This is a genomic window from Sediminicoccus rosea (assembly GCF_033547095.1).
In the GTDB taxonomy this organism is placed as follows: Bacteria; Pseudomonadota; Alphaproteobacteria; order Acetobacterales; family Acetobacteraceae; genus Roseococcus; species Roseococcus rosea.
The window spans coordinates 2,476,542-2,495,245 of the sequence record NZ_CP137852.1; the positions used below are offsets into that span (position 1 = coordinate 2,476,542).

Below are 18,704 nucleotides of genomic sequence, written 5' to 3' on the forward strand. Positions count from 1 at the left end.
AGCGGCGCGGGTTGACGCAACCCGCGCGTGCATCGCACCTGGGGCCGTGAACATCAGCCCCAAGATCCTGGCCGGCCTGCTCATCGGGCTCCTGGCCTCCACCATCTGGGGTGGGCATGCCGCCGTCGCGCGGCTGGCGCTCAGCGGGCAGGGCCTTCATGTCCTCGACCTTCTCTTCTGCCGCTACATCCCGGCCTCGCTGCTGTTGCTGCCGCTGATCTGGCGCGAGCGCGCGGCCATGAGGAACCTCGGCTGGCGCCGCATCTTCGCGCTCTTCCTCTTCGGTGGAATGTGCAACCTCATCCTCTTCGTCGGCGCGCTGAACTACGCGCCGGCGACCCATGGCTCGACCATCGCGCCGATGACCAACCCCGTGGCGGGCGCGCTCTTCGCTTGGTGGCTCCTGAAGGAGCGGCCCACGCCCGGGCGCCTCGCGGCACTCGCCGCCATGCTGGCCGGGGTGCTCATCATCGCCTGGGACGGGCTCGGCATGCATCCCGGCGCCTGGCGGGGCGACCTGATGCTGATCGGCGCGGGTGCCACCTGGGCGATGTTCACCATCCTGCTGCGCCGCTGGCAGGTGCCGGCCATCCCGGCGACGGCGGCCGTGACGCTCGTCTCGGTGCCCTTCGTGCTGCCGCCCTTCCTCTGGTTCCGCGCCGAGGCCTTCTTCGCCCTGCCCACCCCGCTCATCCTCTGGATGCTGGTGGCGCAGGGCGTGCTGCTCGGCGTCGTCTCCATGCTGCTCTTCGCGCGCAGCGTGGAAATGTTGGGCGCCACGCGCGCCAGCACGCTGTCCGTCGTGGTGCCGGTGATGGGCCTCATCACCTCGGCGCTGCTGCTGGGCGAGACGATCGGCCCGGTGAAGGCGCTGGGGGCCACGCTGTCGGTGAGTGCGATGCTGGTGGCGGTGCTCTTCACCGGCCGCCGCGTGGGCTGATCAGAAGGCGCGCAGCCAGTCCCGCAGCGCGGGGGCGGAGGGGCCGTCCAGCGCCAGCGGCCGCATCGCATGGCCGGCCAGGGCGGCCGCGCGCACCTCGCTCGGCGTCGCGCCGAATTCGCGGCGGAAGGCGCGGCTGAAGGCGGAAGGGTCATGGAAGCCGCAGGCCTCGGCCACCTGGGCGATGCTACGGCCATCCCGGTCGTCGCTCAGCGCGGCGTGGCTCGCCTCCAGCCGAAGCTTCTGGATGTAGCGCGCCACACCGCCCTCGCCCTCCAGCAGGCGGTAGAGCTGCGAGCGCGAGGTGCCAGCGAGCCGGCAGAGCAGTTGCGGCGAAAGCCGGGCCGAGCCCAGATGGGCGCGGATGGCGCGGCGCACGCGGGCAAGGCGCGTCGCCTCCATCTGGCCCTCGGCCAGCGCCAGCCGATCCGGGTTGGGTTGGACGCAGGCGGCGACCATGGCGGCGATGGCCTCGGGCAGGCGGGCCGCCTCCTCGGGCTCGAGCTGCGGGATGCGGCGCGCCAGGAGCTGCATGTAGTCGGCCAGCAACTGGCCCAGCATGCCCTGCAGCGGCATGTCGCAGGCGGCATCCAGCGGGCCGGCCAGCGCCTCCAGCCGGTCGCGCGAGAGGTAGAGCTGCAGGCGCTGGTCGGCATCGCGCTCGCTCACCAGCTCCTGGCCCAGGCTGACGATGAAGGGCACGCCGGCCGGGATGCGAACCCGCCCGCGCGGCGTCTGCAATTGCGTCTCGGCGCCGCCGAGCGTGAGCGACCAATGGTCCACCGGATTGCGGCGCACCAATTGCCGCGTGCGCATCACGCGCAGCCCCGGTGCCGTGACCTGGCTGATCCCCATCCCGGCAAGCGGCCAGGCGAGGCTCTCGGCGAGGAAGCCCGCGCCGTCGGGCTCCGGCTGCTCCAGGTCGAAGACGGAATCGAACCAGCCTCGCCAGGCGGCCACCTGCTCGTCGGGCCGCAGGCCGTGCGTGCGCAGGATGACGGGCTGGAAGCCACGGGGCGCGGGAGGGGTGCTCATCGTGCCGGTCCGTCCGGCGGACGGCCGCGCACCCAGCTGGTGGTCACGTGCACAGAGACGTCCTTTGTTTCCAGGGGGCGGACCAGGATCTCCCCGAAGATGCTGCGCCCCTGGCCTTTGATCAGCCGCGCGGTCGCGGATATGGGGCCGGGGCCGCAGGGGCGCAAGAAATTCACATGCATGTTCGCGGTCAGGCTCTCGTCGCGCCCCTCGCTGCCCGCCAGCAGCACCGCCCACATGGCCATGTCGGCCAGGCCCATGATGGCGGGGCCGGAGACGGTGTTGCCCGGGCGCAGCAGCGCGGGGTTGTGCGGCAGCTCCAGCACCGCCTCCTCCGCGCTGGCCGAGAGGACGCGCACGCCCCAGGCCGCGGCCAGCGGCACGCCACGATGGATGATGGCCTCGATCTCGGCCAGGGAGAGGGGGGGCGTCATGCGGGCAGGCCGGCCACGACGCGCCCCGCGCAGGGATTGCCGCCCAGCCAGTAGCAGAGCTCCGCCGGACGCTGGATGCGGTAGAGGGCGAGGTCGCAGCGCATCCCCTCCGCCAGCACGCCACGATCGGCAAGGCCGAGTGCCGCGGCGGCGTGGCGGGTCACGCCCAGCAGCGCCTCTGGCACCGTCATCCGGAACAGCGTGCAGCCGAGGTTGAGCATCAGCAGCAGCGAGAGCGCGGGCGAGGAGCCCGGGTTCATGTCGGTGGAGAGCGCCATGCGGCAGCCATGTTCGCGCATGGCGGCGATCGGCGGGAAATGCGTCTCGCGCAGCATGAGCGTGGCGCCGGGCAGCAGGACGGCGACGGTGCCGGCCTTCGCCATGGCGGCGATGCCCGCGGCGTTGCTGCGCTCCAGATGGTCGGCCGAGAGCGCGCCATGGGCGGCGGCCAGCGCCGCGCCGCCGCCATCGGTCAGCTGGTCGGCATGCAGCTTCACCGGCAGGCCGAGGCGCTTCGCCGCGGTGAAGAGCGTCGCGGTCTCGTCGGGCGTGAAGGCGATGCTCTCGCAGAAGGCATCCACCGCATCGGCCAGGCCCTCGGCCGCCGCGCGGGGCAGGATCTCCTCCACCACATGGCGCAGGTAGTCGCCCTGGCGGCCCTTGTATTCCGGCGGCACGGCATGGGCGGCGAGGAGCGAAGTCACCACGCTCACCTGACGCTGCGCGCCCAGCGCGCGGGCAGCGCGGAGCTGGCGCAGTTCGGCGTCCAATTCCAGCCCGTAGCCCGACTTGATCTCGACGGTGGTGACGCCCTCGCGCAGCAGCGCATCCAGCCGGGGCAGGGCGGCCTGGACGAGCTGCGCGTCATTCGCGGCGCGTGTGGCGCGCATGGTGGAGAGGATGCCACCGCCGGCGCGGGCGATCTCCTCGTAGGTCGCGCCGCCGAGGCGCATCTCGAACTCGGCCGAGCGGTTGCCGCCGAAGACGAGATGGGTGTGGCAATCGATCAGCCCGGGCAGGATCCAGGCGCCGCCGCAATCGGTGACCGGTGCATCATGCGCGGGCAGCGCCGCACGCGGCCCGATCCAGGCGATGCGGCCATCCCTGGCCGCGACGGCGCCATCCTCGATGATGCCCAGCGCGTCATCCCGCATGGTGGCGAGGTGCGCGTTCAGCCAGACATGGTCGAACACCGGAGGCGGGGGGCTCATGCCAGCGGGACTTCCACGTCGCGCAGCAGGGCGCGGGCGGCGGCGATGTCGGGCGCCATCAGCCGATCCTCATCCCAGGGGGCGACCACGCCGCGCAGCCGGGCATGCGCGGCCTCGATCGCGGCGCTGCTGGTGAGTGGGCGGTGGAAGCCGATGCCCTGCGCAGCGGCGAGGTATTCGATGGCGAGGATGCCCTCGACGTTCTCGGCCATGGGGGTCAGGCGCAGCGCGGCATTGGTCGCCATGGAGACATGGTCCTCCTGGTTCGCGGAGGTGGGCAGGCTGTCCACGCTGCGCGGCGTCGCCATGGCGCGGTTCTCGGCGGCGAGCGCGGCCGCCGTCACCTGCGCGATCATGAAGCCCGAATTCAGCCCGCCCGCCTGCACCAGGAAGGCCGGCAGGCCGGAGAGCACGGGGTCGGTCAGGAGTGCGATCCGCCGCTCGGCGATGGCGCCGATCTCGGCGAGCGCGAGCGCCAGCGTATCGGCCGCGAAGGCCACGGGCTCGGCGTGGAAATTGCCGCCGGAGAGGAGTTCGCCGCCCGCGACCAGCAGCGGATTGTCCGTCACAGCATTGGCCTCGCGCTCCAGCGTGCCGCCGGCCTGTTCGATCAGGTCGAGGCAGGCGCCCATCACCTGGGGCTGGCAGCGGAGGCAATAGGGGTCCTGCACGCGGATGTCGCCCTCGCGATGGCTGTCGCGGATGGCGCTGCCGGCGAGCAACTGGCGCAGCGCCTCCGCCACGCGGATCTGGCCGGGCTGGCCGCGCAGCGCATGGATGCGCGGATCGAAGGGCGTGTCGGAGCCGCGCGCGGCATCCACGCTCATCGCCCCCGTCAGCAGCGCGGCGCGCAGCAGGTCCCCCGCGCGGTAGAGGGCATCGAGCGCGATGGCGGTGCTGACCTGCGTGCCGTTCAGCAGCGCCAGACCCTCCTTCGGCCCCAGCACCAGCGGCGCACGGCCGATGGCGGCGAGTGCCGTCGCACCGCCATGAGTCACATGCTGCGCGTCGGTCGCCGAACCCTCGCCCACCAGCACCAGAGAGAGATGCGCGAGCGGCGCGAGGTCACCCGAGGCGCCGACCGAGCCCTGGGCCGGCACGTCGGGCAGCATGTCGGCCTCCAGCAGGGCGAGCAGGGTCTCGACGATCTCGGGCCGCGCACCCGAGGCGCCGCGCGCGAGGGAGGCCGCCTTCAGCGCCAGGATCAGCCGCACGACGGGGCGCGGCAGATTCGCCCCGGTGCCGGCCGCGTGGCTGCGCAGCAGGTTGAGCTGGAGCTTCGCGAGGTCGCCCTCGGCGATGCGGGTGGAGGCGAGCTTGCCGAAGCCCGTGTTGACGCCGTAGAGCGCGGCGCCGCTGGCCAGCGCCTTCTCGAGGGTGGCGAGCCCGGCCGCGACATCATCGCGCCAGCCCGGCGCCAGCGTGAGCGGGGCCCCATCGCGGATGGCGCGCCAATCGGGAAGCCGGGCCTGGCCGGCGGCAAAGGTGATGCATGTCATGCTTGCCAGAATAGAACGCCCCGCGCCGGGGGGCCATCACGGGCTTGCGCCGGACTGGCCGGGCCGCGATGTTTCTCCGCATCGTCACCAAGGGATTCCGATGGCCGAGTTCTTTGCCCACCACGCCCTGTTGCCCGGCGGATGGGCCGCCGATGTGCGGATCGCCTGCGACGCCGCGGGCCAGATCACCGAGGTCACGCCCGGGGCCGCCCCCGGTGCCGCGCGCCGCCTGCGCGGCCATGTCATTCCCGGCATCGCCAACCTGCACAGCCACGCCTTCCAGCGCGCCATGGCCGGCGGCGCCGAGCGCCGCAGCCCCGCGGGGCGCGACAGCTTCTGGACCTGGCGCGAGACCATGTACCGCTTCGCCCTCAGCATCACGCCGGAGGATGCGGAAGCCATCGCCGCCCAGCTCTATGCCGAATGCCTGGAGCGCGGCTTTACCCAGATCGCCGAGTTCCACTACCTGCACCACGCGCCGGATGGCGCGCCCCATGCCGACCGCTCGGAGATGGCGCAGCGCCTCTTCGCGGCTGCGGCGGGCACGGGCATGGGCATCACCATGCTGCCCAGCCTCTACCGCCATGGCGGCATCTTCGGCGCGCCGCCGCATGACGGGCAGCGCCGCTTCCTGAACGACCTGGACGGGTTCCACGAGATCCTCGCCCGCGTGCAGGCCACCGCCGCCACGCAGCGCAACGCCGCCTGGGGTGTGGCGCCGCACAGCCTGCGCGCGGTGACGCCCGCCATGCTGCAGGCGATGGCGGCGCTCGATTGCCCCATCCATATCCACGCCGCCGAGCAGGAGAAGGAGGTGGAGGAATGCCTCGCCGCCACCGGCCTGCGCCCCGTGGAATGGCTGCTGCGGAACACGCCGCTGGATGCGCGCTGGGTGCTGATCCATGCGACGCACATGACGGCGGAGGAAACCCGCGCCTTGGCCGCGACCGGCGCCGTGGCGGGGCTTTGCCCGAGCACCGAGGCCTCGCTGGGCGATGGCGTCTTCCCGCTGCCCGACTACCTCGCCGCCGAGGGGCGTCTCGGCTTCGGCACGGACAGCCATGTGGGCATCTGCCCCGCCGCCGAGCTGCGCCAGCTCGAGACCAGCCAGCGCCTCGCGCTCGAGCTGCGCAGCGTGGCCACGGACGAGGCGCGGCCGCATCCCGGGCGCGGCCTGCTGGAACGCGCCGTGGCCGGCGGCGCCCAGGCCTGCGGCGTGGCGATGGGCGGCATCGCCCCCGGCCTGCGCTGCGACCTGGTGGAGCTGGATGACGAGCACCCGACGCTGGTGGGCCGCCACGGCGACGGGTTGCTGGACGCCTGGTGCTTCGGCCCGGCTGACCGGATGGTCCGCAGCGTGGCCGTGGGCGGCACGGTGGTGGTGGAAGGCGGCCGCCACATCCGCGAAGGCGCGATCCGCGAGAATTTCACCCGCACGATGAAGAGGCTCGGCGCATGACGGCACCGCTTCAGGGCAAGATCGCCTATGTCACCGGCGGCAGCCGCGGCATCGGCCGCGCCTCTGCCATCGCCTTCGCCGAGGCCGGCGCCGATGTCGCCATCTGCCACCTCGATGACGAGGCGGAGGCGCGCACGCTGGTCCAGGCCGTCACCGCGCGCGGCCGGCGCGGCTTCCAGATGGCGGCGGACATGGGCGAGGTCGCGCAGATCAACGCCTTCACCGCGGCGGCGGAAGCCGCACTCGGCCCCTGCGACATCCTGCTGAACAATGCGGGGATGAACATCCGCAACCCCTTCGGCGAGATCACCGAGGCGGAGTTCGACCGCATGGTGGCGGTCCATCTCAAGGGCATGTTCTTCATGGCCCAGGCCGTCTATCCCGGCATGGTGGCGCGCGGCGGCGGACGGATCATCAACATCGCCTCGCAGCTCGCCCTGAAGGGCTCGCCCGGCATCGTCACCTATTGCGCGGTGAAGGCGGGCATCATCGGCTTCACCCGCGCACTGGCGCATGAGGCGGGGCCGAGGGGCGTGCTGGTGAACGCCATCGCCCCCGGGCCGGTGGAAACCGACCTGACGCGCGCGCGCGGGCCGGAATGGAAGGCACGGATCTCGGCCAGCCTGCCGCTCGGCCGGATCGGCCAGCCGGAGGAGATCTCGGCCACGGCCGTGCTGCTGGCGGGGCCGGGCGGCAGCTTCTATACGGGCGCCTGCCTCTCGCCCAATGGCGGGGATGTGATGCATTGAGCGCCGCTCTCGACATCCGGCCGATGCGGCCCGACGAGGTTCCGCTCGCGGTCGAATGGGCGGCGCGCGAGGGCTGGAATCCCGGCCTGAATGACGCCACGGCCTTCGGCGCGGCGGACCCGCAGGGCTTCCTCTGCGCGATGCGCGGCGGCGAGATGCTGGCCTGCATCACGGCGGTGAAGACCGGCGCCGATTTCGGCTTCATCGGCTTCTACATCGCGCGGCCGGATATCCGGGGGCAGGGGATCGGCTTCGCGCTGTGGCAGGCGGCCATGAAGCGCCTGGAGGGGCGCTGCATCGGCCTCGACGGCGTGGTGGCGCAGCAGGCGAACTACCGGAAGGTGGGCTTCACGCTGGCCTGGAACAATGCGCGCTATCAGGGGGCGGCGCCGCTGATCCCGCCAGGCGACGGCGTGCGGATGGTGGACGCGGCGGAGGTGGATTTCGCGGCTCTGCTGGCCTTCGATGCCGGCTGTTTCGGCACGCCACGCCCTGATTTCCTCCGTGCTTGGATCAGCACGCCCGGGCATCGCGCACGCGTTGCGCTGGGGCCATCCGGAATTGCGGGCTATGCCGTGCTGCGACCGTGCCTCGAGGGCTCGAAGCTTGCGCCGCTCTTCGCGCTGGAAGCGGCGGTGGCGCGCGCGCTGATCGCTGATCTCGCGCCGCATCGCGCACCCGGCCCCTTCATCCTCGACCTGCCCGAACCGCATGCCGAGGCGGTGGCGCTGGCGCAGGGGATGGGCTTGGAGAAGACTTTCGAGACGGCGCGGATGTACACACGCGAGCCGCCCGTGATGGCGCGTGAGCGCATCTTCGGGCTGACCAGCTTCGAACTGGGGTAGTCAGTCCACGATGAAGAGGGTGACGCCCGTCTCGGTGCGGGAGCGGTGCGGCGAATCCCCGAAGTCGGAGACCTGGTAACTCATGCCGGCCTTCATCGGGAAGGTGCGGCCGTCCTTCAGTTCTGAGACCATCTCGCCCTTCACGACGTAGATGATGTGGCCGCGGTCGCACCAATGGTCGGCGAGGTAGCCGGGCGAGTATTCGACGAGGCGGACGCGGATGTCGCCGATGTTGAGCGTGCGCCAATGGCCCATGCCCGTCTCGCCTGGGTGTTCCGTGCGCGGGACATCGTCCCAATCGGTCACGGTGAAGGGCAGGGGCGGGATCTTCATGAGGTGCCTGGAATGGAGGTGCAGGAACCTGAGGTTCCTGCCGGGATGCTCGAAGGGCGGAGCCCTTCGAGCATCCCTCAGTGGCTTTAGGCCAAGACGAAGACGGGAACGGGCGCCCCATCGCCTTCGGTCGCGCGGAACTTCACCTTCACCTTCTGTCCAACCTTCAGCGCGTCGAGGTCGCACTCGACGATGTTGGTCAGCATGGTGGGGCCTTCGGCCAGCGTCACATAGGCGACGCAGAAGGGTTCCTTCCCGCGCGCCACGCTGTAGCTGTAGATCACGCCGTCGCCCGAGGCTTCCACGAACTCGACATTGTTCGAGAGCGTGAAGGGCGAGACATGCCGCGGGTAGTGGAAGAGCTTGCCGGTATCCAGGCACTTGCCGAGGATCAGCTTGCCCGCGCGGCAGCCGTCGAAATAGACCTTGTTGTCCGGGCTCTCGGCCGGGGCCGCGGGGGTGCGGTCAAAGGACATGGTGGCCATGGTGATCACTCCCGCTCCAGGATGACGGTGCCGCAGCCATGCCGCGAACCGAGGTTGCCGCCCTTGCCGTTGGCGAGGACGAGATCGGCGTTCTTCACCTGCACGGCGGGGTGGGCTTCGCCGCGCGCCTGGCGCACCGCCTCGATCACCTTGGTCATGCCGCCGCGGTTGCTCGGGTGGTTGTTGCAGAGGCCGCCGCCATCCGTGTTGAAGGGCAGCTTGCCGACGCCCGAGATCAGGTTGCCATCGGCCACGAACTTGCCGCCCTGGCCCTTCTCGCAGAAGCCGAGATCCTCGATCTGCACGACGACGCTGATGGTGAAGCTGTCATAGATCGAGGCGTACTTGATGTCGGAAGGCTTCACGCCGGCCTTGTTGAAGGCCATCGGGCCCGACATCTTCGTGGCGGAGTAGGTGAGGTCGATCCCGCCGGCATTCTGGTGCTTGTAGGCCTCGCCCCAGCCCTTCACGCCGACCTTCGGGCGGTTGAGCGTGCGCGCGATTTCCGGCCGGGCGATGATCAGCGCGCCGCCGCCATCGGAGATGACGCAGCAGTCGAGGCGATGCAGCGGATCGGCCACCATGGGCGAATTCACCACGTCTTCCACGGTGACGACCTTGGGCAGCATCGCATGCGGGTTGTGCTGCGCATGGTGCGAGGCCGCGACCTTCACCCAGGCGAGCTGCTCGCTCGTCGTGCCGAACTCATACATGTGCCGCATGGCGACGTTGGCGTGCATCGTCGCGATGGTGCGGCCATAGGGCAGCTCGAAGCTCTCATCGGGCACGCCGACGCCGGCGGAGCGCACGGCGGTGCCGGTCTGCATGCCCTCGGCGCGCGGGCGGCCGGCCAGTGTGATCAGCGCCACGTTGCACTTGCCTGCGATGATGGCTTCCACCGCATGGCCGACATGGATGACGTAGGAGGAGCCGCCGCTTTCCGTCGTGTCGTAGTGGCGCAGCTTGTTGAGGCCCATGTAGTCGATCATGGACAGGCCACCCATGCCGGGCGCATCGCCCGCGCAGAAATAGCCATCAATGTCGGCGGCGGTCAGGCCGGCATCCTGCAGCGCGCCGTAGGCGACCTCGGCATGCAGCTGCGCGGTGGATTTCGTCTCGGCCTTGCGCGTCGGGTGCTCGAAAGCGCCCACGATGTAGGCGGGATTCTTCATGGGGCTCGGTGCCCTTTCCTGGCGATCATCGCATCCTCCCGGATGAGTGGTCCGCTGCCTTGTGGCGCGGCGGGAAGAGCCTCGCTTCCATGCCGCATTCCGTCAACCTCGCCTCAGCCGAGATTGAGCCGCCGCGCGAGGTCCCGATAGAGCGCGATCTGCGCCTCCACCATCGCGCGCATGGCTGCCCCGTCCAGGTAGCGCGGCACGCTGCCGGTGCGGCGCGTGGCGGCGAGCCATTCGGCATCCTGCGTCGTCGCCCGCGCCACGCGGCCCCAGAATTCCAGCACGGGGGGCGGCAGGTTGGCGGGGCCGGCCAGCGCATTCCAGCCGGCGAGTTGCGAGAGGGCGGGCAGCCCCGCCTCGGCCGCGGTGGGCACGCCGGGCAGGCTCGGCAGGCGCGCATCGCCGCTCACCACCAGCGCGCGCACCTGGCCCTGCTGGATGGCGCCCAGCATGTCGCCCAGGTTGTTGCCGACGAATTGCGCGTGCCCCCCCAAGAGCGCCGTCAGCGCCTCGCCGCCGCCGCGGAAGGGCAGCGCCTGGGCGGCGTCGATCGGCAGGTTGGCGCTGGCCAGCATGTGCCGGATGCCGAGGTCGAGGATGGTGGCGGGCCCGCTGGTCGCGAAGTTCAGCGTCCCGGGCGCGGCGCGGATCGCCGCCAGCAGCGCGGCCAGGTCACGCCAGGGCGCATCGGCGCGCACGCAGATGACGAAAGGGTTCTCGTCCAGCAGCGCGAGCCAGGTGAAATCCTCGACGCTGTAGGGCGTGCGCGGATCGGTCGCCGGCAGGATGGCAGAGGAGCCGACGCGGGCCAGCAGCAGGGTCTGCCCGTCCGGCTTGGCGCGCGCCACGTATTGCGTGCCGATGGCGCCCGAGGCCCCGGTGCGGTTCTCGACCACGATGGGCTGCGCGGGCTGGCCCATGTGCCGCACCGCATGGGCCGCGAAGAGCCGGGCCGCGATGTCGGCCGCGCCGCCGGCCGAGAAGGGGGCCACCAGCGTCACCGGCCGGTCGAGGACGGAAGCCGTCCCTTGGCCCGCCCCCGGGCCCACCCCTTGCGCCATGGCCGGCGCCGCGAGGCAGGTGAGCATGAGGGTCCGACGTGCGATCATTGGGGGTTCTTGCCTCCCGGTTCGTGACTGGCCTGGGGGGCAGCATGCCCGGGATCGGACGGCAAGGGTTGCCCTTTCGCTTCACGCCATGCTACCGCGTGTTGCATGTTAACCAAGACTGGCCTGCCCAGGGGGGCGAGCGCACGCTCCGCGCCCCGGCACCCACCACTGGTTCGCGCGCCGCACCGCTTCGTGCAGCGTGGATCCTTCCCCCGGGGAAGCCTTCGTGGCCTCGCTCTCAGTGCCTTCACGGCCTGGGTGCTGGGCGCGCTGACCTGGGGCCTGCCCGGGACCGCGCGCGCCACCGAAGCCCGTCCCCAGGCGGCAAGCCGGCCGGCCGCCTCGGCCCCGGCGCGCCCCCAAGCGGCCCGGCCTGCCGCCAATACCGCCGCCCGCCCGAGCGCCAACCAGGGCGCCCGGCGGCCCGCCCATACCCGCACGGCCCAGCGCGCGCGCCCGCCGGCCGGCACCACTCGCATGCGCGACGCCCCGCAGGAGCTGATCCCGGTCCTCGCCGCCGACATGCCGACCGGCACCGCCCAGCTCTCGCCCCGCGCCGCCTGCCTCCAGGCCACCCAGCGCGCCGAGCAGGTGCACGGCCTGCCCACCGGCCTGCTGACCGCCGTCGCGCTCGCCGAGAGTGGCCTGCATGCCTATGCCCTCTCCATCGGCGGCCGGGCCCATTTCCCGCCGACGGAGGAAGCCGCCCGCCAGCTGGTGAACAGCGCGCCACCCCGGCGCAGCATCATGGCGGGCTGCGTGCAGGTGAATGCCCGCGTCCATGCCCGGAACTCGCATTGGCCGCTCAACCCCGATGCCTCGGCCGACTGGGCCGGCGGCATGATGGCCCGCTGGGCGCGCGAGACGGGCAGCTGGTCCACCGCGCTGCGCCGCTGGCATGGCGGCAGCCCGGCCTCGACCCAGCGCCTGGTGTGCCGGGTGAAGGCCAAGATGGAAGTCACGAGCCCGGGCAGCGACATCTTCGAGGATTGGAACTGCGCCACGGGCCTCGCCGACCGCACGCGGCGCAATGGCGAGATCCACCTCGCCACCGCCCAGCGCCAGACGCAGTAGCCGGACGCAGTAGCCGGACGCGGCAGCCGCACGCAGGACCCGCGGTGCGGTGGGGGCTATTCCTTCACCGCGCCGGTCAGGCTGCTCACATAGTAATCCACGAAGAACGAGTAGAAGATCGCGACCGGCAGCGAGCCGAGCAGCGAACCCGCCATCAGCGCCCCCCATTGATACACGTCACCCGTCACAAGCTCCGTCAGGATGGCGACCGGAACCGTCTTGTTCTCGCTGCTCTGGATGAAGGCGAGCGCGTAGATGAACTCGTTCCAGCTCAGGGTGAAGGAGAAGATGCCCGCGCTGATCAGGCCGGGCACCGCCAGCGGCAGCGTGATCTGCCGCAGGATCTGCAGGCGCGTCGCGCCATCGATCAGCGCGCATTCCTCCAGCTCATACGGGATGGACTTGAAGTAGCCGATCAGCAGCCAGGTGCAGAAGGGCACGAGGAAGGTCGGATAGACCAGGATCAGCGCCATCGGGCTGTCGAACAGGCCGAGCTGCACCACCATCGTCGCCAGCGGGATGAAGAGGATGGAGGGCGGCACGAGATAGGCCAGGTAGATCGCCAGGCCCACATACTGGCTGCCCCGGAAGCGCAGGCGCTGGATCGCATAGGCGGCCAGCGTGCTGGCGAAGAGCGACAGGAAGGTCGCCCCCACCGACACCATCATCGTTGTCCACAGCCAGGACGGGTAGGAGGTCTCGAACAGCAGCTTGCGGATGTGCTGCAAGGTGGGCGAGGTGATCCAGAACGGGTTGTGCGTCGCGAAGTCATACAGCTCCGCATCCGGTTTGAAGGCCGTCACCGTCATCCAGTAGAACGGGAAGAGCAGGATCAGCAGGAAGCAGGACAGCGGGATCCAGAGCACCACCATGCGGCGTGCGCGGCTGTCCCACTGCATCGTCTCCGGCGCTGCGGTCGAAGCATTGCTCATGGCGTAGGCCCTGTGACGAGATGAGGCGCGGGTTGCGAGGGGCGCTGCCCCTCGCGCTCCCCGCCGAGGGCCCAGGCCCTCGGAACCCATGTGATGGGATTTCGGGAGAGGGGCAGAATGGGGCTTTGGGCCCGGAGCGCGCATCGGCCCCTCTCCCAAGATCCCATGATCGGTTTCCAAAGGCCCCGGCCTTTGGTGGGGTGCAGGGGCAAAGCCCCTGCGAAGCAGCGCCCCATCTCAGTCATTGCCTTCGCCCTGCTGCCACTTGCGGCGGGCGAGGGCGAAGTAGCTGAACAGCGTCGCGAAGACGAGGAAGGGGATCATCGAGACGGCGATGGCCGCCCCCTCGCCGAGCTGCCCGCCCGGGATGCCGCGCTGGAAGGCGAGGGTGGCCAGCAGGTGGGTGGAGTTCACCGGCCCGCCACGCGTGATGGCGTAGACCAGCTGGAAGTCGGTGAAGGTGAAGATGATCGAGAAGGTCATCACGATCGCGAGGATGGGCATCAGCATCGGGAAGGTGATGTAGCGGAAGCGCTGCCAGCCCGAGGCGCCATCGAGCAGGGCCGCCTCGTAGAGCGAGGGCGAGATGGTCTGAAGCCCCGCGAGCAGCGAGATGGCCACGAAGGGAATGCCGCGCCAGATATTGGCGACGATGAGCGAGTAGCGCGCCGGCCATTCGCTGCCGATGAAGTCGATATTGGTGGTGCGCCAGCCCAGCACATCCACGAAGACGTAGCTGATGATGGAGAATTGCGGGTCGTAGATCCACCAGAAGGCGATGGCGGAGAGCACGGTGGGCACGATCCAGGGCAGCAGGATGATGGCCCGGATCAGCGACTTGAAGGGCATGTGCTGGTTCAGCAGCAGCGCAAGCCACAGGCCCAGCGCGAATTTCCCGATGGTCGCGATGCCCGTGTAGAACACGCTGAAGAAGACGGCGTTCCAGAAGATCGGGTCGGTGAAGAGGTATTCGAAGTTCTCGAGGCCGACATAGATGCCGCGCCGGCCGATGGTGGCATCGGTGAAGGCGAGGTAGATGCCCAGCCCCAGCGGATAGGTCAGGAAGACGCCGAGCAGCCCCATGGCGGGCAGGAGGCAGGCGATGATGAGCACCGCCTTGTTGTCGAAGAAGCGCGAGAGCGCCGTCTGCGGCGGGCGCATCCTGGACCAGTGCTGGTGTGTGGTGGCGTCCATCAGGGCAACTCCCGGGGGTCAGGCTCCACGCGGCGGCTGCCGCGTGGAGTTCGCTGGGTTTGGGCTTACCGCCGGCGGAAGAAGCGCGCGGCGCGGCGCTCGGCCTCGCGCGCGGCGGCTTCCGGCGTGGCCTGGCCCGAGGCGACCGAGGCGCACATCTGCACCATCACGTAGTCGGCATTGGCCGCGGCCGAGCCTTCCGTGATCGGCCCCTTGAAGCCATTCCAGAAGTCCGTATCCATCGTGTCCTTGAAGATCGCGACCTTGGGGTCGCCCTGCCAGGTGCGCGAGGCGTTGAAGGCGTTCAGCGGCTGCGCCCAGTAGCCGATATTGGCCTGCAGCCACGGATCGTATTGCGGCGCTTCCATCATGAAGGCGAGGAAGGCCTTGGCCGCGTTCGGGAAGCGCGTATGGCGGAACACCATGGCGTTCAGCGTCAGCCCCGCATTGGGCGGCGAGGCGGCGATGCCCTTGGGCGTCAGGCTGTGCTCGGTGTCGGCGGCGATCGGCGCCGTCGCCGGGTCGTTCTTCATGGAGAAGTAGAGCGAGACGCCGTTCTGCGTTAGGAAGCACTCGTTGGAGGCGAAGGCGCGGTTGTTGCTGATGTCGCCCCAGGCCAGCGTGCCGGGGATGAAGGTCGGATAGAGCTCGCGCAGGTAGTTCAGGGCGGCGATGGTCTCGCGGCTGTTGATACCGGGCGTGCCGTCCTCGTTCACCAGGTGCCCGCCGAAGGACCAGACGAGCCAGCTGGCGAAGGCATTGCCGTCACCCACCGCATTGCCGAGCGCGAAGCCGGCCGGCTTGTTCGCCCGGCGCAGCGCCTGGCAGAGGCGCAGGATGCCGGCATGGTCTTCGGGCGGGGCCTGGAAGCCCACCTCGTTCAGCGCGGATTTCCGCCAGACCCAGGGGCCGCCCGAGGCGCCGAAGGGCAGGCCGATCCAGTTGTTGGTGTTGTGGCGGCGGCCGTAGCGGAGTGCCAGCTTCTTCCAGCCGCCATACTTGGCGCCGAGATACTCGGCGATGTCGGTGAGTTCGATCAGCTTGTCCTGGAAGACGTGCGGCGCCTCGTTGAAGCCGATGATCACATCGGGGCCGGCACCCGTGTTGGCGGTGACGCCGGTCTGCTGGGTGATGTCCTCCCAGGCCACGAAATCCACGCGGACCTGCACGCCGGTGGCGGCGGTGAAGCGCGCGGCATTGGCGCGGAACACGTCCTCATCGGGCTGGACGAAGCGCACCGGGCGCAGCACGCGCAGCGTGGCGCCGTTCTCGATCGGCAGGCGGGGCGGCGCGACATTGGCGGCGGCGATGTTGCTCGCGGTCTGGGCCAGGGCGTCGCCGGCGATGAGGCCGGCGCCGAGGCCGCCCACGAGGCGGCGGGTGATGCTGAAGGTCATTTTCGTTTCTCTCCCTTGGTGGTGTTGAGCGAGCCGTTACATCCGGTCGCCGGTTTGCTTGTTGAAGAGATGCGCCTGCTGGGCGGCGGGCAGGATGGGCAGCCTGTCCCCCGGCTTGGCGGTGATGCGCTCGCGGAAGACGCCGTTGAGCTTGGTCTCGCCCATGCGGAGCATGACCAGCGTCTCGCTGCCCATGGGCTCGACCACGACGACCTCGGCCGGCATGCCATCGCCGGCCAGGCGGAAATGCTCGGGGCGGATGCCATAGACGGCCGGGCCGTCCGGGTATTCGCCCGGCGGCAGCGGCCAGCTCACGCCATCCGGCGTCAGGAAGGCGCCGTGCTCGATGCGGCCTTCCAGCAGGTTCATCGCCGGGCTGCCGATGAAACCCGCCACGAAGAGATTGGCGGGCTTGTCATAGAGTTCGAGCGGCGGGCCGGCCTGGCGGATATGGCCGAGTTCCATGACGACGATCTTGTCGGCCATGGTCATGGCCTCGATCTGGTCATGCGTCACATAGACGGTGGTGACGCGCAGCCGCTGGTGCAGCTCGCGGATCTCGGAGCGCATCTGCACGCGCAGCTTGGCGTCGAGGTTGGAGAGCGGCTCGTCGAAGAGGAAGACCTGCGGGTCGCGCACGATGGCGCGGCCCATCGCCACACGCTGCCGCTGCCCGCCCGAGAGCTGGCGCGGATAGCGGTCCAGCAGCGCCTCGAGACCGAGGATCTTGGCGGCGCGCGCCACCTCCGCCTTCATCACTTCCTTCGAAGCCTTGGCCAGCTTCATGGAGAAGGCCATGTTCTCGAAGACGGTCATGTGCGGATAGAGCGCGTAGTTCTGGAACACCATCGCGATGTCCCGGTCCTTCGGCGGCACATTGTTCACGACGCGCCCGCCGATCGCGATCTCGCCGCCCGAGATGTTCTCGAGGCCGGCCAGCATGCGCAGCAGGGTGGATTTGCCGCAGCCCGAGGGGCCGACCAGGACGACGAACTCGCCATCCTCGATGTCCACGGAGACGCCGTGCAGCACGGAGGTGCTGCCGAAGGATTTCCTGACGTTGCGGATCTCTACGGACGCCATCAGAACCTCGAGACCTGGGTTTCCTTGGAGGTGATGAACTCCAGGAGGGCGGGGGTGCCGTTCTTCGTCTGTGCGATGCCGCGCTGGATGGCGGGGACGATCTGGTCGGGCGTCGTCACCCGCTCGCCGTAGCCGCCAAAGGCCTTGGCCATGTCAGCGTAGTTGCCGCTGATATCGGTGGTGCGGAACTTCTCGGTGCTGAGCGCCATGATCTTCAGCTCGATCGCCATGGAGAAGTTGTTGAGCAGGATGGAGAGGATCGGGATGCGCTCGCGCACCGCGGTCTCGAAATCCATGCCCGTAAAGCCGATGGCCGCATCGCCCCACACATTGATGCAGAGCTTGTCGGGCGCGGCGAGCTTCGCCCCCATGGCAAGGCCGAGCCCGTAGCCCAGCTGCGTCGTCTTGCCCCAGCCGAGATAGGAGAGCGGCGTGCGGCTGATCCAGAAGGGCGAGAGCTGGTCACGCGGCGAGCCGGCGTCATGGGTGATGATGGTCTGGTCCGGGTCCACCGTGCGCCAGAGGTCGCGCAGCACGCGATAGGGGTTGAGCGGCGCGTCGTTGGAATCCCGCTTCTCCGCCCATTTCGCGAGCCAGGGCGCGCGCAGCGCCTCGATCGCGGCCTGCACGGGCGCATGCGGGCGGGGCGTCTTGATGTGCCCGCTGACCTCGTCGATGAGCGCCTGCAGCACGAGTTGCGCGTCGCCCAGCAGGCCGATGTCGCAGCGGATGTCCTTGTCCAGATGGTCCGGGTCCAGCGTCGCGTGGATGTATCTGGGCCCGCCATCCTTGGTCTGGGCAGGCATCTTGATGCCGAAATTGGTCTCGGTGAAGGAACAGCCGACGCCGAAGATCACATCCGCATCATCCAGGAACTTCCGCACCGGATGCGGCATGGCGAGCCCGCCCGAGCCGAGCGCGAGCGGATGGTCCTCGGGGAAGGAGGACTTGCCGCCGAGGCTGGTGGTGACGGGTGCGGCCAGAAGCTCGGCCAGCTCGCGCAGCTGCGGCCAGGCCTGGGCCCAATGGATGCCGGTGCCGGCATAGATCACCGGACGCTTCGCGTTCACCAGCATCTCGGCGGCACGCTTCACGTCCGCCGGATCAGGGGCCGAGCGGACGGCGAGGACGGGCGTGTAGCTCCAGTTCTCCGGCATCTCCTCCTGGAACATGTCGGTCGGGATCTCGACGATGACGGGCCCGCCGCGGCCATTGCGCAGGCGCGCGAAGGCGCGACGCATGATGTTGGGCACCTCGGCCGCGCTCATGATCGCCTCGGTGGACTTGGCGATGCCCTTCATCTGCACGGTGCTGTTGTAGTTGGGCGGCACATGGGCGATGCGGCGCGGATAGCCCATCGGCAGCACCAGCACGGGCACGCTCTCGCCGAAGCACTGCGCGACGCCGCCATAGGCGTTCTCCGCCCCCGGCCCATGCTGCATGCAGAAGGCGCCGAGCTTGCGGGCCGAGGTGACGCGGCTGATGGCGTCCGCCATGTGCAGGCCGATCCGCTCCTGCCGGACCATGACGGGCCGGATGTCGATCGCCGCGCAATGCTCGATCATGTGGTTCACCGGATAGCCGGTGAGCACCTCGATCCCCTCGCGCCTCATGATTTCCGCGATGGCGTCGCCAACTTTCATGCCGCCCTGCACTCCCCAGAATTATTTCTTGAGAGGAAGGCTAGCCCCCGCTTCGCACGCCCTGCAAGCATGGCAATCTATGCTGCCCTGCAACAGAGAGAGAT

Annotated in this window: 18 protein-coding genes; 5 read left to right on the forward strand and 13 right to left on the reverse strand. The window is 69.9% G+C overall.

The window, feature by feature from the left end; genetic code table 11:
* Window positions 1-46: 46 nt before the first annotated feature.
* Window positions 47-940 carry a DMT family transporter gene (locus R9Z33_RS11920; protein WP_318651511.1) on the forward strand — a complete coding sequence of 298 codons (894 nt, stop codon included), beginning with the start codon at window positions 47-49 and terminating at the stop codon, window positions 938-940.
* Here R9Z33_RS11920 and R9Z33_RS11925 read toward each other — a convergent pair whose 3' ends face one another.
* The 4 genes from R9Z33_RS11925 to hutH are packed head-to-tail and all read right to left on the reverse strand — an operon-like array spanning window position 941 to window position 5,119.
* Window positions 941-1,975: a helix-turn-helix domain-containing protein gene (locus R9Z33_RS11925; protein ID WP_318651512.1), complete on the reverse strand. Its 1,035-nt coding sequence runs from the start codon at window positions 1,973-1,975 to the stop codon at window positions 941-943.
* On the reverse strand, window positions 1,972-2,409 hold the full coding sequence (locus R9Z33_RS11930; RefSeq protein WP_318651513.1) for a PaaI family thioesterase: 438 nt from the start codon (window positions 2,407-2,409) through the stop codon (window positions 1,972-1,974). Before R9Z33_RS11930 ends, R9Z33_RS11925 begins: the two co-directional genes overlap by 4 nt.
* Entirely contained in the window at window positions 2,406-3,620 is a 1,215-nt protein-coding gene (hutI, locus tag R9Z33_RS11935; protein WP_318651514.1) for an imidazolonepropionase, read from the reverse strand. The genes R9Z33_RS11930 and hutI overlap by 4 nt, the downstream gene beginning before the upstream one ends.
* Window positions 3,617-5,119, reverse strand: coding sequence for a histidine ammonia-lyase (hutH, locus tag R9Z33_RS11940; RefSeq protein ID WP_318651515.1), 1,503 nt, complete (start codon window positions 5,117-5,119; stop codon window positions 3,617-3,619). The genes hutI and hutH overlap by 4 nt, the downstream gene beginning before the upstream one ends.
* A 100-nt stretch (window positions 5,120-5,219) precedes the next feature.
* On the opposite strand from hutH, the gene R9Z33_RS11945 reads away from it, so the two are divergent.
* Genes R9Z33_RS11945 through R9Z33_RS11955 form a run of 3 tightly spaced genes read left to right on the forward strand, consistent with a single transcriptional unit; the run spans window position 5,220 to window position 8,172 of the window.
* Window positions 5,220-6,578: a formimidoylglutamate deiminase gene (locus tag R9Z33_RS11945; protein ID WP_318651516.1), complete on the forward strand. Its 1,359-nt coding sequence runs from the start codon at window positions 5,220-5,222 to the stop codon at window positions 6,576-6,578.
* Window positions 6,575-7,327, forward strand: a complete 753-nt coding sequence (locus tag R9Z33_RS11950) for an SDR family NAD(P)-dependent oxidoreductase (protein WP_318651517.1) — start codon at window positions 6,575-6,577, stop codon at window positions 7,325-7,327. Before R9Z33_RS11945 ends, R9Z33_RS11950 begins: the two co-directional genes overlap by 4 nt.
* Window positions 7,324-8,172: a GNAT family N-acetyltransferase gene (locus R9Z33_RS11955; protein ID WP_318651518.1), complete on the forward strand. Its 849-nt coding sequence runs from the start codon at window positions 7,324-7,326 to the stop codon at window positions 8,170-8,172. Before R9Z33_RS11950 ends, R9Z33_RS11955 begins: the two co-directional genes overlap by 4 nt.
* On the opposite strand, the gene R9Z33_RS11960 is transcribed toward R9Z33_RS11955, so the two are convergent.
* From R9Z33_RS11960 to R9Z33_RS11975, 4 genes are all read right to left on the reverse strand, one after another.
* The gene (locus tag R9Z33_RS11960; protein ID WP_318651519.1) at window positions 8,173-8,505 is read right to left on the reverse strand and encodes a DHCW motif cupin fold protein; all 333 of its coding nucleotides are present in this window, start codon (window positions 8,503-8,505) and stop codon (window positions 8,173-8,175) included. It lies immediately after the preceding gene.
* A gap of 86 nt (window positions 8,506-8,591) precedes the next feature.
* Window positions 8,592-8,990, reverse strand: coding sequence for a Zn-ribbon domain-containing OB-fold protein (locus R9Z33_RS11965; protein WP_318651520.1), 399 nt, complete (start codon window positions 8,988-8,990; stop codon window positions 8,592-8,594).
* Window positions 8,991-8,995: 5 nt separating this feature from the next.
* On the reverse strand, window positions 8,996-10,162 hold the full coding sequence (locus R9Z33_RS11970; protein WP_318651521.1) for a thiolase domain-containing protein: 1,167 nt from the start codon (window positions 10,160-10,162) through the stop codon (window positions 8,996-8,998).
* A gap of 113 nt (window positions 10,163-10,275) precedes the next feature.
* Window positions 10,276-11,277: a Bug family tripartite tricarboxylate transporter substrate binding protein gene (locus R9Z33_RS11975; RefSeq protein WP_318651522.1), complete on the reverse strand. Its 1,002-nt coding sequence runs from the start codon at window positions 11,275-11,277 to the stop codon at window positions 10,276-10,278.
* A gap of 192 nt (window positions 11,278-11,469) precedes the next feature.
* Between R9Z33_RS11975 and R9Z33_RS11980 the strand changes: the two genes are divergently transcribed.
* Entirely contained in the window at window positions 11,470-12,351 is an 882-nt protein-coding gene (locus R9Z33_RS11980) for a hypothetical protein (RefSeq protein WP_318651523.1), read from the forward strand.
* Window positions 12,352-12,407: 56 nt separating this feature from the next.
* On the opposite strand, the gene R9Z33_RS11985 is transcribed toward R9Z33_RS11980, so the two are convergent.
* From R9Z33_RS11985 to R9Z33_RS12005, 5 genes are all read right to left on the reverse strand, one after another.
* Complete coding sequence (locus tag R9Z33_RS11985) at window positions 12,408-13,283, reverse strand: carbohydrate ABC transporter permease (RefSeq protein WP_318651524.1); 876 nt, start codon at window positions 13,281-13,283, stop codon at window positions 12,408-12,410.
* 237 nt (window positions 13,284-13,520) lie between these two features.
* The gene (locus R9Z33_RS11990; RefSeq protein WP_318651525.1) at window positions 13,521-14,477 is read right to left on the reverse strand and encodes a carbohydrate ABC transporter permease; all 957 of its coding nucleotides are present in this window, start codon (window positions 14,475-14,477) and stop codon (window positions 13,521-13,523) included.
* Between the two features lie 65 nt (window positions 14,478-14,542).
* On the reverse strand, window positions 14,543-15,874 hold the full coding sequence (locus R9Z33_RS11995) for an ABC transporter substrate-binding protein (RefSeq protein WP_318651526.1): 1,332 nt from the start codon (window positions 15,872-15,874) through the stop codon (window positions 14,543-14,545).
* Window positions 15,875-15,910: 36 nt separating this feature from the next.
* Window positions 15,911-16,957 carry an ABC transporter ATP-binding protein gene (locus tag R9Z33_RS12000; RefSeq protein WP_318651527.1) on the reverse strand — a complete coding sequence of 349 codons (1,047 nt, stop codon included), beginning with the start codon at window positions 16,955-16,957 and terminating at the stop codon, window positions 15,911-15,913.
* The gene (locus R9Z33_RS12005; protein WP_318651528.1) at window positions 16,957-18,600 is read right to left on the reverse strand and encodes a thiamine pyrophosphate-requiring protein; all 1,644 of its coding nucleotides are present in this window, start codon (window positions 18,598-18,600) and stop codon (window positions 16,957-16,959) included. Before R9Z33_RS12005 ends, R9Z33_RS12000 begins: the two co-directional genes overlap by 1 nt.
* Window positions 18,601-18,704 lie beyond the last annotated feature (104 nt).

Coding starts and splice junctions, on each gene's coding strand:
- R9Z33_RS12000 (WP_318651527.1), bottom strand. CDS start 16,957: ATGGCGTCCGTAGAGATCCGCAACGTCAGGAAATCCTTCGGCAGCACC.
- R9Z33_RS11930 (WP_318651513.1), bottom strand. CDS start 2,409: ATGACGCCCCCCCTCTCCCTGGCCGAGATCGAGGCCATCATCCATCGT.
- R9Z33_RS11960 (WP_318651519.1), bottom strand. CDS start 8,505: ATGAAGATCCCGCCCCTGCCCTTCACCGTGACCGATTGGGACGATGTC.
- R9Z33_RS11995 (WP_318651526.1), bottom strand. CDS start 15,874: ATGACCTTCAGCATCACCCGCCGCCTCGTGGGCGGCCTCGGCGCCGGC.
- R9Z33_RS11965 (WP_318651520.1), bottom strand. CDS start 8,990: ATGGCCACCATGTCCTTTGACCGCACCCCCGCGGCCCCGGCCGAGAGC.
- R9Z33_RS11945 (WP_318651516.1), top strand. CDS start 5,220: ATGGCCGAGTTCTTTGCCCACCACGCCCTGTTGCCCGGCGGATGGGCC.
- hutI (WP_318651514.1), bottom strand. CDS start 3,620: ATGAGCCCCCCGCCTCCGGTGTTCGACCATGTCTGGCTGAACGCGCAC.
- R9Z33_RS11950 (WP_318651517.1), top strand. CDS start 6,575: ATGACGGCACCGCTTCAGGGCAAGATCGCCTATGTCACCGGCGGCAGC.
- R9Z33_RS11970 (WP_318651521.1), bottom strand. CDS start 10,162: ATGAAGAATCCCGCCTACATCGTGGGCGCTTTCGAGCACCCGACGCGC.
- R9Z33_RS11990 (WP_318651525.1), bottom strand. CDS start 14,477: ATGGACGCCACCACACACCAGCACTGGTCCAGGATGCGCCCGCCGCAG.
- hutH (WP_318651515.1), bottom strand. CDS start 5,119: ATGACATGCATCACCTTTGCCGCCGGCCAGGCCCGGCTTCCCGATTGG.
- R9Z33_RS12005 (WP_318651528.1), bottom strand. CDS start 18,600: ATGAAAGTTGGCGACGCCATCGCGGAAATCATGAGGCGCGAGGGGATC.
- R9Z33_RS11985 (WP_318651524.1), bottom strand. CDS start 13,283: ATGAGCAATGCTTCGACCGCAGCGCCGGAGACGATGCAGTGGGACAGC.
- R9Z33_RS11925 (WP_318651512.1), bottom strand. CDS start 1,975: ATGAGCACCCCTCCCGCGCCCCGTGGCTTCCAGCCCGTCATCCTGCGC.
- R9Z33_RS11975 (WP_318651522.1), bottom strand. CDS start 11,277: ATGATCGCACGTCGGACCCTCATGCTCACCTGCCTCGCGGCGCCGGCC.